The sequence below is a fragment of the Cupriavidus sp. SK-4 genome (assembly GCF_000611125.1).
In the GTDB taxonomy this organism is placed as follows: Bacteria; Pseudomonadota; Gammaproteobacteria; order Burkholderiales; family Burkholderiaceae; genus Cupriavidus; species Cupriavidus necator.
On sequence record NZ_JFJW01000113.1, the window covers coordinates 1 to 11,478 of the forward strand.

The 11,478-nt window shown below is 69.1% G+C and carries 12 protein-coding genes and 1 pseudogene; 5 read left to right on the forward strand and 8 right to left on the reverse strand.

Annotated elements, in window-relative coordinates; genetic code table 11:
• Positions 1-103 precede the first annotated feature (103 nt).
• The 5 genes from pqqE to pqqA all read right to left on the reverse strand — a co-directional run bounded on the left by pqqE (position 104) and on the right by pqqA (position 3,318).
• Positions 104-1,255, reverse strand: a complete 1,152-nt coding sequence (gene pqqE, locus CF68_RS24270) for a pyrroloquinoline quinone biosynthesis protein PqqE (RefSeq protein ID WP_035823744.1) — start codon at positions 1,253-1,255, stop codon at positions 104-106.
• Entirely contained in the window at positions 1,227-1,499 is a 273-nt protein-coding gene (gene pqqD / locus CF68_RS24275) for a pyrroloquinoline quinone biosynthesis peptide chaperone PqqD (RefSeq protein WP_010809775.1), read from the reverse strand. Before pqqD ends, pqqE begins: the two co-directional genes overlap by 29 nt.
• Positions 1,496-2,197: a pyrroloquinoline-quinone synthase PqqC gene (pqqC, locus tag CF68_RS24280; RefSeq protein ID WP_035823747.1), complete on the reverse strand. Its 702-nt coding sequence runs from the start codon at positions 2,195-2,197 to the stop codon at positions 1,496-1,498. Before pqqC ends, pqqD begins: the two co-directional genes overlap by 4 nt.
• Positions 2,194-3,111: a pyrroloquinoline quinone biosynthesis protein PqqB gene (gene pqqB, locus CF68_RS24285; protein WP_035823750.1), complete on the reverse strand. Its 918-nt coding sequence runs from the start codon at positions 3,109-3,111 to the stop codon at positions 2,194-2,196. The genes pqqC and pqqB overlap by 4 nt, the downstream gene beginning before the upstream one ends.
• Positions 3,112-3,243: 132 nt before the next feature.
• A complete protein-coding gene (gene pqqA / locus CF68_RS24290) occupies positions 3,244-3,318 on the reverse strand; it encodes a pyrroloquinoline quinone precursor peptide PqqA (RefSeq protein WP_010809778.1) in 75 nt (24 codons plus the stop codon).
• Between the two features lie 92 nt (positions 3,319-3,410).
• Here pqqA and CF68_RS24295 point away from each other — a divergent pair, with 92 nt between their 5' ends.
• Together CF68_RS24295 and CF68_RS24300 are read left to right on the forward strand one after the other, a co-directional pair.
• On the forward strand, positions 3,411-4,370 hold the full coding sequence (locus tag CF68_RS24295; RefSeq protein WP_035823769.1) for an alpha/beta fold hydrolase: 960 nt from the start codon (positions 3,411-3,413) through the stop codon (positions 4,368-4,370).
• Positions 4,370-5,332, forward strand: coding sequence for an MBL fold metallo-hydrolase (locus CF68_RS24300; protein ID WP_035823752.1), 963 nt, complete (start codon positions 4,370-4,372; stop codon positions 5,330-5,332). Before CF68_RS24295 ends, CF68_RS24300 begins: the two co-directional genes overlap by 1 nt.
• Before the next feature lie 30 nt (positions 5,333-5,362).
• Here the strand turns inward: CF68_RS24300 and CF68_RS24305 are convergent, their stop codons facing one another.
• On the reverse strand, positions 5,363-7,276 hold the full coding sequence (locus tag CF68_RS24305) for a sigma-54-dependent Fis family transcriptional regulator (RefSeq protein WP_152548545.1): 1,914 nt from the start codon (positions 7,274-7,276) through the stop codon (positions 5,363-5,365).
• 370 nt (positions 7,277-7,646) lie between these two features.
• Here CF68_RS24305 and pedF point away from each other — a divergent pair, with 370 nt between their 5' ends.
• Together pedF and CF68_RS24315 are read left to right on the forward strand one after the other, a co-directional pair.
• Complete coding sequence (gene pedF, locus CF68_RS24310; RefSeq protein ID WP_035823754.1) at positions 7,647-8,126, forward strand: cytochrome c-550 PedF; 480 nt, start codon at positions 7,647-7,649, stop codon at positions 8,124-8,126.
• Between the two features lie 127 nt (positions 8,127-8,253).
• A complete protein-coding gene (locus CF68_RS24315; protein WP_035823757.1) occupies positions 8,254-9,117 on the forward strand; it encodes an ABC transporter substrate-binding protein in 864 nt (287 codons plus the stop codon).
• Positions 9,118-9,137: 20 nt separating this feature from the next.
• Here the strand turns inward: CF68_RS24315 and CF68_RS24320 are convergent, their stop codons facing one another.
• Complete coding sequence (locus CF68_RS24320; RefSeq protein ID WP_035823760.1) at positions 9,138-10,457, reverse strand: type II toxin-antitoxin system HipA family toxin; 1,320 nt, start codon at positions 10,455-10,457, stop codon at positions 9,138-9,140.
• The gene (locus tag CF68_RS24325) at positions 10,454-10,714 is read right to left on the reverse strand and encodes a helix-turn-helix domain-containing protein (RefSeq protein WP_010809785.1); all 261 of its coding nucleotides are present in this window, start codon (positions 10,712-10,714) and stop codon (positions 10,454-10,456) included. Before CF68_RS24325 ends, CF68_RS24320 begins: the two co-directional genes overlap by 4 nt.
• A 339-nt stretch (positions 10,715-11,053) precedes the next feature.
• On the opposite strand from CF68_RS24325, the pseudogene CF68_RS38635 reads away from it, so the two are divergent.
• A pseudogene (locus CF68_RS38635) lies at positions 11,054-11,478 on the forward strand (damage-inducible protein); the annotation flags it as partial.

Below are 11,478 nucleotides of genomic sequence, written 5' to 3' on the forward strand. Positions count from 1 at the left end.
CCTCAACACACAAGAAATCTGACAGGCTCCGACTGTCTTGGCGATGCCGGCTTGCCGGCAAGGAACCCCGGCTGGCGCCTGCCATGCCGGGGTCTTTCCTTTCTTACCGCTGGCCGCTGCTCAGCCGCAGCGAGTTGCCATCGCTGCGAAATACCATCGCTTGCTCGCGCGCCTGCGCCACGGCCAGCCGGCCCTGCAGCACGATCTCGCTTACCTTGTCGTGCGCGCCGGAGCGCTCGCACACCGGGTCCGTGGCGGTGGCGTCGCCGGTGACCAGGAACGCCTGGCAGCGGCAGCCGCCGTAGTCCTGCTCGCGCTGGTCGCAGGAACGGCAGGGTTCCTGCATCCACTGCGTGCCGCGGAAACGGCGGAAGGCATCGCTTTCGGTCCAGATCTCGCGCAGCCCCTGCGTGGTGACGTTCGGCAGCGCCAGGCCGGGCAGCATGCGCGCCGCATGGCAGGGCAGCGCGGTGCCGTCCGGCGCCACGCCAAGGAAGGTGGTGCCCCAGCCGTTCATGCACTTCTTGGGCCGCGCCTCGAAGTAGTCAGGCACCACGAACAGGATCTGGCATTGCCTGCCGATGCGCGCGCGGTACTGCCGGACCACGTCCTCGGCCTCGCGCAGCTGCTCATGGGTGGGCAGCAGCGCCAGCCGGTTCTCCCAGGCCCAGCCGTAGTACTGCGTGTTGGCCAGTTCCAGGTATTCGGCACCCATCTGCAGGGCCATCTCGATGATGGTGCCGACATGCGGCAGGTTATGCCGGTGCAGCACGCAGTTCATCACCATCGGATAGCCGTGCGCCTTGATCATGCGCGCCACGCGCTGCTTCAGGTCGAAGGTGCGCGTGCTGGACAGGAAGTCGTTGAGCTCGCGGGTGGAGTCCTGGAACGACAGCTGGATATGGTCCAGGCCGGCATCGCGCAGGGCGGCAAGGCGGGCGTCGGTCAGGCCCACGCCCGAGGTGATGAGGTTGGTGTAGAAGCCCAGGCCATGCGCATGCCTGACCAGTAGTTCCAGGTCCTTGCGCAGCAGCGGCTCGCCGCCGGACAGCCCGAGCTGCACCGCGCCCAGCGCCCGCGCCTGGCTGAACACGTCGCACCATTGCGCGGTGCTCAGCTCGGCCGTATGCCGGGCATAGTCCACCGGGTTGGAGCAGAAGGCGCAATGCAGCGGGCAGCGGTAGGTCAGCTCGGCCAGCAGCCATAGCGGCGGGCCGGGCGCGGCCTCAGACCAGCCAGCCGCGTTCGATCGCATGTTTGACAAAGGCATGTACCTCCGGGGCGATGCCCTGCACGCCAAACGCGGCCTGCAGGTCGTCGATCAGCATGTCCAGCGTGTGGCTGCCGTCGCAGCGCTGCAGGATCGCGGCGGCGCTGTCGTTGAGGGTGACCATGCCTTCCGGGTACAGCAGCACCCAGCTTTGCTGGGACGCTTCCCATTGCAGGCGAAAGGTCCGGTGCAGGGTCGGTCTGGCGAGATCTTGCGTGCTGGCTGTCATGGGTTGGCTTGCTGGATGGCGTCGAGCATCGACCAGAGCACGTCGAGCTTGAACTGCAGGATGTCGAGGGCGCGCTGCTGTTGCGCCGCGCTGCGGAAGTGGCCCAGCGTCACGCGCAGGCCATGGTCCACGTCGCGCTGCGCGAGCGGAATGCGAGAGCGGAAGTAGTCCAGCCCGGCGGCCTCGATCCACGGGTAATGCGTCGGCCAGCCAGCCAGGCGTTCCTTGTGGATTGCGGGCGCGAACATCTCCGTCAGCGACGAGCACACGGCTTCCTGCCACGGCGCGCGGCGCGCAAAGTTGACGTAGGCATCGACGGCAAAGCGCACCCCGGGCAGCACGTGCCGGTGGCTCAGCAGCGCTTCGCGCTCCAGGCCCACCGCCTGGCCCAGGCGCAGCCAGGCCTCGATGCCGCCGGGCTGGGTGTCGGTGCCGTCGTGGTCAAGGATGCGTACCACCCACTCGCGGCGGGTGTCGCGCTCGGGGCAGTTGGACAGGACGGCGGCGTCCTTCAGCGGGATGTTGTCCTGATAGTAGAAGCGGTTGGCCACCCATGCGCGGATCTGCGCGGGCGAACACTGGCCTGCCGCCATGCGCTGGTTGAAGGGATGGTGGATGTGGTAGCCGCTTTCCATGGCGCGCAGGCGGGCCTCGAACTCGGCCTCGGTCCAGGCGATGGGGAGGATGGCAGATGTCATAGTGCGATTTCCATGCCGTCGTACGCCACCTCGATGCCGTGCCGCGCCAGCACTGCGCGCTCCGGCGAATCTTCCACCAGCACCGGGTTGGTATTGTTGATATGGATAAGGATCTTGCGGCTGGCGGGCAGCCGCTCCAGGACCTCGATCATGCCGCCGGGTCCGGACAGGGCCAGGTGGCCCATGTCGGCGGCGCTCTTGCCGGAGAAGCCCGGCGCCTGCATCTCGTCGTCGCGCCAGAAGGTGCCATCGACCAGCACGATGTCGGCGCTGCGCAGCTCGGCAAAGACGTGGTCGTCGATGCGGCCCAGGCCGGGCGCATAGAAGGCGCTGCGGCCGCTGCGGCGGTCTTCGATGCGCAGGCCGATGTTGTCGCCCGCGCGCGGCGCGTGGCGGTTGGGCGAGTAGGGCGGGGCCTTGCTCTCCAGCGGTATCGCCGTCAGTGTCACGCCGTCCAGCGGTGGGACTGAAAACGCGGTGCCGTCGCAGGGCAGGGCATGCGTCTGCAGCCCGCAGTAGTGCGACAGGATGCGCGTCAGCGGGAAGGCAGCGCCCAGGTCGTCGAGCACGGCGGCGGTGGCATAGAGCGGCAGCGCCTGGCGGTGTTCGCGCAGCATCAGCAGGCCGGTGACGTGGTCGATCTGCGCATCCATCAGCACCACCGCGGCGATCGCGGTGTCGCGCGGCGCGCGCGCCGGCTGCAGCGCGGGCGCCTGGCGCAGCTGCTGCAGGATATCGGGCGAGGCATTGACCAGGATGGCATCAGGCCCGTCGCCCGTCAGCGCGATCGAGGATTGCGTGCGCGGCGTGGCGCGCACCGTGCCGCGGCGCACGCCGTCGCAGTTGTGGCAGTTGCAGTTCCACTGCGGAAAGCCGCCGCCGGCGGCCGACCCCAGTACCCGGATGCTTGTCATGGCGTGAGCGCTTGGTGTTGGGTCATGGCTTCGCGGGGCAGGCGCCAGCCCTGGCGCCTGCCTGCGTTGGTTGTGCTTGCGGTCCGCGGCTTGCCTGTCGGCGCAGCGCCGGTCGCAGGCACCGCGGCACGTTCAGCGGTTGGCGATGTACATTGTGATTTCAAAGCCAAGCCGCAGCTCGGTGTAGGCGGGGGTGGTCCAGCGCATGTCTCTCTCCTTGGGTGGCATGGTTAGTGAATATCGTTGTGCAGCGGCGCCTGGCTGCCGCCCGACTGCCGCATCCCTTCAAGGCAACATCCATGCCCGACGCATCAACGAAATCCGCCGGCTTTTCCGGCACGGCCACTACCTTCTACCTGCGTACGCCCGACGCCCAGCGCGTGCATGTGCGGCTGGCCGGCGCCGCGGACGGCGAGCCGTGGCTGGTGCTGCATGGCGGGCCGGGCAGCGGCTGCTCTGCCGCCATGGCGCAGTGGTTCGACCCGCGGCGGCACCGCGTGGTGATGCCGGACCAGCGCGGCGCCGGCCGCTCCAGGCCGGCCGGCTGCCTGCGCCGCAATACCGTGGGCGCGCTGCTGGCCGACCTGGAGCAGCTGCGCCGCGCGCTGGGCATCGAGCGCTGGGGCGTGGTGGGCGGATCATGGGGTGCGGCACTTGCCCTCGCGTACGCGGCGCAATGCCCGCACGCCGTGGCGGCGCTGGTCCTGCGCGGCTCCTTCCTGACTGGACGCGACGATGTGCTCGCGCTGTTTTCACCGCGCCATGGGGGTCGCCGCATGCTGCGTTGCGTCAAGGCATGGGGCGAGCGCTTGCCCGATGCGCGCGCGCGGCTGCTCACTGTGTCACGGCTGTTGCAAAGTGGTACGCCTGTTCAAAAACGGGACACTGCCGCGGCGTGGCAGGCGAGCGAACGGGCGTTGCTGGGTCTTTCCCCTGCGTCGCCTACGCGCCGGCAGCCGCGGCGTGAGCGCATGGCCGCGGTGAACAAATACCGGATCCAGGCGCACTACCTGCGCAACCGGGCCGGACTGGGCAAGCCGGCCCTGCTCAGGGCGGCGCGGGTCATCGGCGCGCATGGCCTGCCGGTGACGCTGCTGCATGGCCGCGCCGACAAGGTCTGCCGTCCCGCCAACGCGCTGCGCCTGCAGGCCGCCATGCCGGGCGCACGGCTGGCCTGGGTGGACGGCGGACACCTGGCGGCCGGGGCCATGCGCGACGCGCTGGTGGCCGCGATCCGCGCCGCGGGCTGGCAGCGGTGATGCCCACGACGCGGCGCGGCTTTCTTGGCGCCACGCTTGCGCTGGCCATGAACGGCTGGCACCCGGCGGCCGCTGCCGGCACGCGGGTCACGCTGGAGCGGCTGCAGCCAGGCGTGTACGTGGCCCGCGCCGGCAATGCCGAAGTGGCGCGCGCCAACGCCGCCGAAGTGGTGCCGACCCTGGTCCATCTGAGCGGTGCGGGCGTGCTGGTGGTGGACCCCGGGCCGCAGGCGGCGTGGGGCGGTGCGCTGCTCGGCGCCATCCGGGCGCTGACGCCGCAGCCCGTGCGTTGGGTGGTCAACACGCACGCCCACCCGGAGAACGTGCTGGCCAATGCCGCGTTCGCACGGCTGCGGCCCCGGCCCGTGTTCCTGGCTTCCGATGCGACGGCTGCGCTGATGCGGCAACGCTGCGCGGCCTGCCTGGCCCGCATGGCGACGGTGCTCGGGAACGGTGCCATGCGCGGCGCCGCGATCGTGCTGCCGCAGCCCGCGCTGCAGCCCGATGGCTGGCTGCACACCGGCGCTACCGCCTGGCAGGTGCAGGTTTACGCGAACGCGCACAGTGCCTCGGATACGGTGCTGTACGCGCCGCAGCTGCAGCTGCTGTGTGCGGGCGGCCTGGCTTACCGCGAGCGCGTGCCGGAGATGCACGAGGCCTCCCTGCAGGGGTGGCGCCGAGCGCTGCGGCGGCTGCAGGAGCTGCCGGCGCGCACGGTGGTGGGCACCGCGCCGGGCACGCCCGCCCAGACCCTGGCGCCGACGCTGGCCTACCTGGATGCGCTGGCGGACGGAATCGGCGCCGCGCTGGCCGCGGGCAGCGATGCCTCGCGCGCCAGCGACGCCGTGGCGGCGGCGCCGTTCCGGCATTGGCGCCATTTCCAGTCGCGCCACCCGCTGAACGTGCAGCGCGCCTGGCGCGAGCTGGAAGACCTGTGGATGCAGGGCGAGCCGCTGGCCTGAGCGCGCGGCTGCCCTGGTGCGTGGCCGGGATCAGCCGGCCTGGTGGGGCAGCCCGCGGGCCTCTTCCATTTTCCGGTAGACCGTATTGCGCGAGATCCCCAGCGCCTTGGCCGCCGCAGAGATATTCCCGTTGTGCGCCTTGACCGTGGCGACAATGGCCATGGCCTCGACATCGGCCAGCCGCGTGGGCTGCGCGCCCGGCAGCACATGGGCCGCGGGCACCGCTGCATGCCCCTGGCGCTCGCGCAGGTCATCGAGGAAGTCGTCGGGCAGGTGGTCCTCGGTGATCTCGGCTTCTCCTTCGGCCATCAGCCGCGCGGTGCGCAGCAGGTTGCACAGCTGGCGGATATTGCCCGGCCAGTGGTAGCGGCGGAACATCTCCATCACCGACTCGCGGATGCGGGGCGGCTCGCCGGGTTGCACGCCCGCCTGGTCCTGGCGCAGCAGCCTGGCGGCCACCGCGTCGAGGTCGCCGCGCTCGCGCAGGGCCGGCAGCCGCACCACCAGCCCGTTGAGGCGGTAGTAGAGGTCTTCGCGGAACTGGCCGTTGGCGACCAGGTCACGCAGGTTGCGGTTGGTGGCGCACACCACCGAGACGTCGACTTGGATGACCTTGCTGCTGCCCAGCGGCGACACCGCGCGTTCCTGCAGCGCGCGCAGCAGCCGCCCTTGCAGATGCAGCGGCATGTCGCCGATCTCGTCCAGGAACAGGGTGCCGCCGTTGGCCAGCAGCATCTTGCCGATGCCGCCCTTCTTGCGGGCGCCGGTGAAGGCGCCTTCTTCATAGCCGAACAGCTCGGACTCGATCAGGTTTTCCGGGATGGAGGCGCAGTTCACGGCAATGAACGGCCCGGCATGGCGCGGGCTGTCGGCGTGGATGGCGCGCGCCATCAGTTCCTTGCCGGTGCCGGTCTCGCCCAGCACCATCACCGGAATATCCTTGCCGATGACCTTGCGCAACTTGCCGATGACCGCGCGGATCTGCGCGTCGCCCGTGTCCAGGTCGTCCAGCCCGGGCGAGCGGGCCGGGCCTGCGGCCAGGCTGCGCGGTGCGGCGGCCGTGCCGGCCTGGACTGCGTGGCCGGTATCGGTGTTGCCTGGCAGCGATGCGGCGGGTGACTTCCATTCGACCCGGGCGCTGACCTTGACGCCGCTGGGCAGGTGCAGCTGGACGATGCCCGCATGGGCCGCGCGCACCGCGTCGAACAGCTGCGACATCGACAGCCCGAACAGCGAGGAAAAGGTGTGCGCATGCAGGGCGCCATTGGACAGGCCAAGCTGGAACTGCCCGCTGCGGTTGGCTGACAGGAAACGCCCGCCGGGCGTGAAGGAGACGATGCCCTCCACCAGCGTGCCCAGGAACTCCGCGCGCGAATGGAAGCGGATGCACACCATGTCGCGGAAGGCGTTGCCGAACAGCTGGTTCTCGATCATCTGCGCCGACATCCGCACCAGCGCCATGGTGTGCTTGTGGAAACCGCGCTGGTCGCCGGTCACATCCAGCGCCCCCACGGTCTTGCCGTAAGGGTCGAGGATGGTCATGCATGAGCAGGTCAGGAACTGGTTGGCCTCCAGGAAGTGGTCGGCGCCGTGTACCAGCGTGGCCCGGTTCTCGGCCAGGGCCGTGCCGATGGCGTTGGTGCCGCGGCGCGCTTCCGACCACTCCGCGCCCGGGCGCAGCGCGACCTGGTTGGCCCGGGCCAGAAAGTCGTCATCGCCCATCGAGTGCAGGATCAGGCCATCGGCGTCGGTCAGGATGACCATGCTCTGCGTATTCACGATCTGGTCGTAGAGCGTTTCCATCACCGGCAGCGCATAGGCGAACAGCGACTGGCTACGCTCGATCCGCGTTTTCAGCTCGCTCTGCAGCACCGGGCAGAAGTCGGGCGATTCATAGGGACGCAGGCCATAGGACTCGGAACGCTGGTGGGCCTGGGCAATCAGTTCGGCGCGCTCGGGCTGCCCCGTGTCACCCGGGGCGCCCGCCGCGGGGCGGGGCGGGTCCCGCNGGGCGGGCCGGTTCCGGCTGGAAGGTCATTTCTCTGTCTCCTGTGGAAAGTCCGCCCGCGATCTTTGCGCGGGTCGCTGTCGGCGCCTTCACCGGGCGCATGGTCGACAGTGTTGCGTCATGAAGCAAAACACTTGCCAGGGTGTGGCAATCCGGGACACCCGTGCCGCGATGCTGCGTTGCACTGAACCATGGCGGCGCGGTGAAGCCTGCCTGCAGGCGCCTCCGGGCCTGGTCCGGCTGGCTGGTATGGCTCTTGCGGAAACAGGGCAAACAACCAAGACCCGTCCACTGTAGGAGACATCCATGAAAATGCAGCGCCGCCTGCTTGCCTTGCTCGCGCTTTGCGCGTCCCTGACCGCCGTCCCGGCCGGCTCCGCGCTGGCCCATGGCGACGTCACGCCCCAGGCCGTCGATACCAAAGCGTTACCACAACTGGGCGACGAATGGCGCCCGGACAATCCCTACCGCAGCGGCGATGCGCACAAGGAGGCGCTGCGCATCGGCAGCTCGGCCTATAACCAGAACTGCGCGCGCTGCCATGGCCTGGAAGCGGTGTCAGGGGGCATCGCGCCGGACCTGCGCAAGCTTGACGGCGACTGCGTCTCATTGGCGGATGCAAAGAAGAAGCAGGCGTGCATGAGCGAGATCTCGCAGTTCTACACCACCACCGTGCGCAAGGGCCGCACGCGCGACGGCCGCGTCTACATGCCGCCGTTCGACGGCGTGCTGAGCCAGGAAGCGGTGTGGGCCATCAAGACCTACCTGGAGTCGCGCGGCGAGTAAGGGGCGGCTGCGCCGGCAATCCTTCCCGTTGTCCAGCCCCGGCCCGCAGTGCCGGGTCAACGCATTTTCCAGGAGCCATCCCATGCCTGCCAGCCCTGTCCGCGGCCCTAGGCTTTCCGTGTCCCCCATGCCGGCGGCGCCGGCCGGCGCCGTGCGCTGGCTGTGCGGCGCCATGCTGGCTGCCGCCGCGCTCGTCTGCGCGCAACCGGCCCAGGCTGACCTGGCCAGGATCCGCCAGGCCGGCACCCTCAAGGTGGCGGTCTACAAAGGCTTGCCGCCGTTCTCCGCGATCGCGGGCAGCCAGGTCGCGGGCATCGACGTGGCCCTGGCCAGGGCACTGGGCAAGGAGTTGGGCCTGTCGGTGGCGCTGATGCCGTTCGATGCCGATGAAAGCATGGCTGACGACTTGCGTGCCATGGTCTGGCGCGGCCATTACCTTGGCTACGGACCGGCCGACGTGATGCTGCACGTGCCGGTCGACCGCGCCTTCATGCGCGAGAACGACAAGGCGCTGATCTTCGCGCCGTATTACCGCGAGTCCTTCGTGCTGGTGCAGGACCGCGAGCGCGTGCCGGCGGTTCGCGGCCTGGAAGACCTGGCCGGGCAGGCGACCGGCGCCGCAGCCGGTTCGGCCGGGGCCAATGCGCTGCTATCCGGCGCGGGCGGCGCCTTGCGCGACAAGGTCAGGATCTACCCCGAAGCCGACGCGGCATTGCGCGCGCTGTTCTCCGGCGAGATTGCGGCGGCGATGGTGACGCGCGCCCAATACGAGAGCGGGCTCAAGGCCGCGGGGCAATCCGGGGCGCGCTTTGCCGCGACGGAACCCAGCGCGCCGCTGCTGCCGCAGCGCGGGTGGGCCGTCGGCATGGCGGTCAAGGCAGACGAGCGGGAACTGGCCGAAGCGCTGGAAAAGGCGTTGAGCGCGCTGCGCAGCAATGGCGAGCTGGCGCGCATCTTTGCCGGCTACGGGGTGTCGATGCAGGCGCCGTGAGGGGTGGGTGGCGGGGCGCCTCACCGGGCCGGCCTGCCGGCCCGTGCAAGCGGCAGCGTCTGCAGGCGCTCGGCAACGACATTGCGGATCGCCTGCGGCGCGTCCAGGTCGTCCAGCATGCGCGGCCAGTTGGCATGCGCCAGCGCGACGGCTTCCCTGACGGCGGCGGTCGCAATGCGCCGCGGGACGCCGGCCTTTTCCGCGATGGTCTCGTACGTTGCCAGGGTTTCTTCACGCTGCCGCTGGTCGATGGCAACGTTCTGGCCGTAGGTTGCAAAGCCGGGGAGCGCCGCCACGCAGACGATGTCGTACGCCGGTGACAGTTCGGGCAAGACCCCGTTGGGATAGATCACCGAGAAGTTCTTCAGGTGCGCATCGCTGTTGCCGATCAGCGTGTTGACCGCCTGGCGCAGGAAGAACTGCCGGGCATGCTCGACCCCGCTCGGACTCAGGCGATACAGGGCGGCAACGAGCTGAATGTAGCTCTCGATGCCGGCGTACTTCTTTGCCGGCATCCTGCCCAGCATCTGGCAGCCGTCTTCGGCGTGCACACGCCCGGCCGGGGTGCGGTCAAACCTGTCCACCGCAAGGTAGTGCAGGTTTTCGCCCAGCGATTCAACCAGTCCCTCGACCTCGATGGTCGAGACTGGCAGCACTCTGGTCGGCGCAACATGGACGCCGGCGGCGGCCGCGAGCTGCATCGAGATCGATTCGTTGAATACCTGCGAATCATCGTTCCTGGCAGGAAGCTTGGCGATGATGTCGGACAGCCTGCCCTTGGCTGGCAGGGTGTAGCGCTTGTCCTGCAGCACCGTCGACAGGGCCAGCTTGTTCTGCACGCCCGACACCGAGGCCGCGCCCTGGGTCGCGCCCTCCACCACGGCAATTTCCAGGTTGTCCGCGCCGCCGGTCACGCCATACGTCCGCGCATACTCCGGCAAGGCGCCGATGTCCGCGGGCACGATGACGACGGCCCCGGGGAGATCATTGCCGGCCGATGACAGGATGCCGAAATCGTCCTTGTCATCGGGATTGCTCCGCGTTGCCTCGAGCCGCTTGCGCAGTTCGCCCTCGGGCAGCAGGCCGGCAAAGTAGGGCGGCAGTTCATGGCCCGTGCTGTAGACGGCAGGGTGAAAGGGGTTGTCCAGCACCTCGGCGGTGGCCTTGCGGCCGGCCGCGGTCGGGACGCTGATCGACAGGCTCAGCGTGGGGCGGCGCGTGTCGCCCCGGAAGGCTTCGGATGGCACGAACCGGACATTGCCGCTGGCCTCGCACAGGTAGCCGCATAGCTGGTCGTAGAGCCGGACCTCAAGAAAGCGCGGATGCAGTTCGTAGCTCATTCCTGGTCCAGGAAGATGTCGACTGCGCTGCGGGCGCTGCGGTCGGGCCCGCTGCCTTTGCCTTCCAGGACTTGCCTGACTTCCTGTGCCCGCTCGTTGGGCACCAGGACCCATTCCGCGTCCAGTGCGGCCGCCAGGGCTTCGAGGGTGGATGCGCGGCTGTCCTTCTTCCCCAGCAGGATCGCTGACAGGTTCTGGCTTGCCATGCCCAGCACCCGCCCGATCTCGGTCAGGGTCTTGCCTCTGGCTTCACGCATGTCGCGGCACTGAGAAACTAATGACATAGCATTATTTCACTGATGTATGCATGTCTTAGTATGATACATCGGCGCGCCGATAACCAGTTATCATTCGATAGTAGCTATATTTCTATAAAGTAATGCTATCGAATTATTTTCTATTGCGAACCACCACCCGGCATGAAACCGGCTGGAAGCAAATGAAGACGGGCCGCCGCCCGCCCGTCTCACTTCCCCGGTGTCCCCCAAGCCACCCCTTGCCGCTACCCCTTGCGCTGGCACCAGATACTGTATAAATATACAGGTATCGTAAACATACTAGTTCCTCGCCGCCCCGGCGAGCGACGCTAACTCCACATGACTGCGCAATCGCACGCAGCCCCGCCCATGGCGGCGGAGGGCCTTCTTTTCCCTGCGCCGGCGCCCCCGGAGCCTGCCCCGTCTGCCCCGGCCTCGCGCCAGCAGGAGCTGTCGGCGCTCGAGCAGCGCTATCCCGGGCTGTGGCGGGCCGGCCAGCTGGGCCGTGCCGGCAGTGCGGCGATATGCCCGACCGGGTATGACGCGCTGTCGGCGGAGTTGCCCGGCGGCGGCTGGCCGGCGGGCGGGCTGACGGAGTTGCTGACGGCGCAGGGTGGTGCGGGCGAGCTGCGCCTGCTGCTGCCGGCGCTGCGTGCGCTGGCCGGGGCCGGGCGTCGCATTGCGCTGGTGGCGCCGCCTTACCTGCCCAATGCGATGGGGCTGGCCGCGGCCGGGCTGCCGGCGCGCCAGCTCTACTGGATGCG

What these genes read in the sequence shown, in the direction of transcription:
- pqqE (WP_035823744.1), bottom strand. Translation starts at nt 1,255, where the DNA reads ATGCGATCGAACGCGGCTGGCTGGTCTGAGGCCGCGCCCGGCCCGCCG.
- pqqD (WP_010809775.1), bottom strand. Translation starts at nt 1,499, where the DNA reads ATGACAGCCAGCACGCAAGATCTCGCCAGACCGACCCTGCACCGGACC.
- pqqC (WP_035823747.1), bottom strand. Translation starts at nt 2,197, where the DNA reads ATGACATCTGCCATCCTCCCCATCGCCTGGACCGAGGCCGAGTTCGAG.
- pqqB (WP_035823750.1), bottom strand. Translation starts at nt 3,111, where the DNA reads ATGACAAGCATCCGGGTACTGGGGTCGGCCGCCGGCGGCGGCTTTCCG.
- CF68_RS24295 (WP_035823769.1), top strand. Translation starts at nt 3,411, where the DNA reads ATGCCCGACGCATCAACGAAATCCGCCGGCTTTTCCGGCACGGCCACT.
- CF68_RS24300 (WP_035823752.1), top strand. Translation starts at nt 4,370, where the DNA reads ATGCCCACGACGCGGCGCGGCTTTCTTGGCGCCACGCTTGCGCTGGCC.
- pedF (WP_035823754.1), top strand. Translation starts at nt 7,647, where the DNA reads ATGAAAATGCAGCGCCGCCTGCTTGCCTTGCTCGCGCTTTGCGCGTCC.
- CF68_RS24315 (WP_035823757.1), top strand. Translation starts at nt 8,254, where the DNA reads ATGCCGGCGGCGCCGGCCGGCGCCGTGCGCTGGCTGTGCGGCGCCATG.
- CF68_RS24320 (WP_035823760.1), bottom strand. Translation starts at nt 10,457, where the DNA reads ATGAGCTACGAACTGCATCCGCGCTTTCTTGAGGTCCGGCTCTACGAC.
- CF68_RS24325 (WP_010809785.1), bottom strand. Translation starts at nt 10,714, where the DNA reads ATGCGTGAAGCCAGAGGCAAGACCCTGACCGAGATCGGGCGGGTGCTG.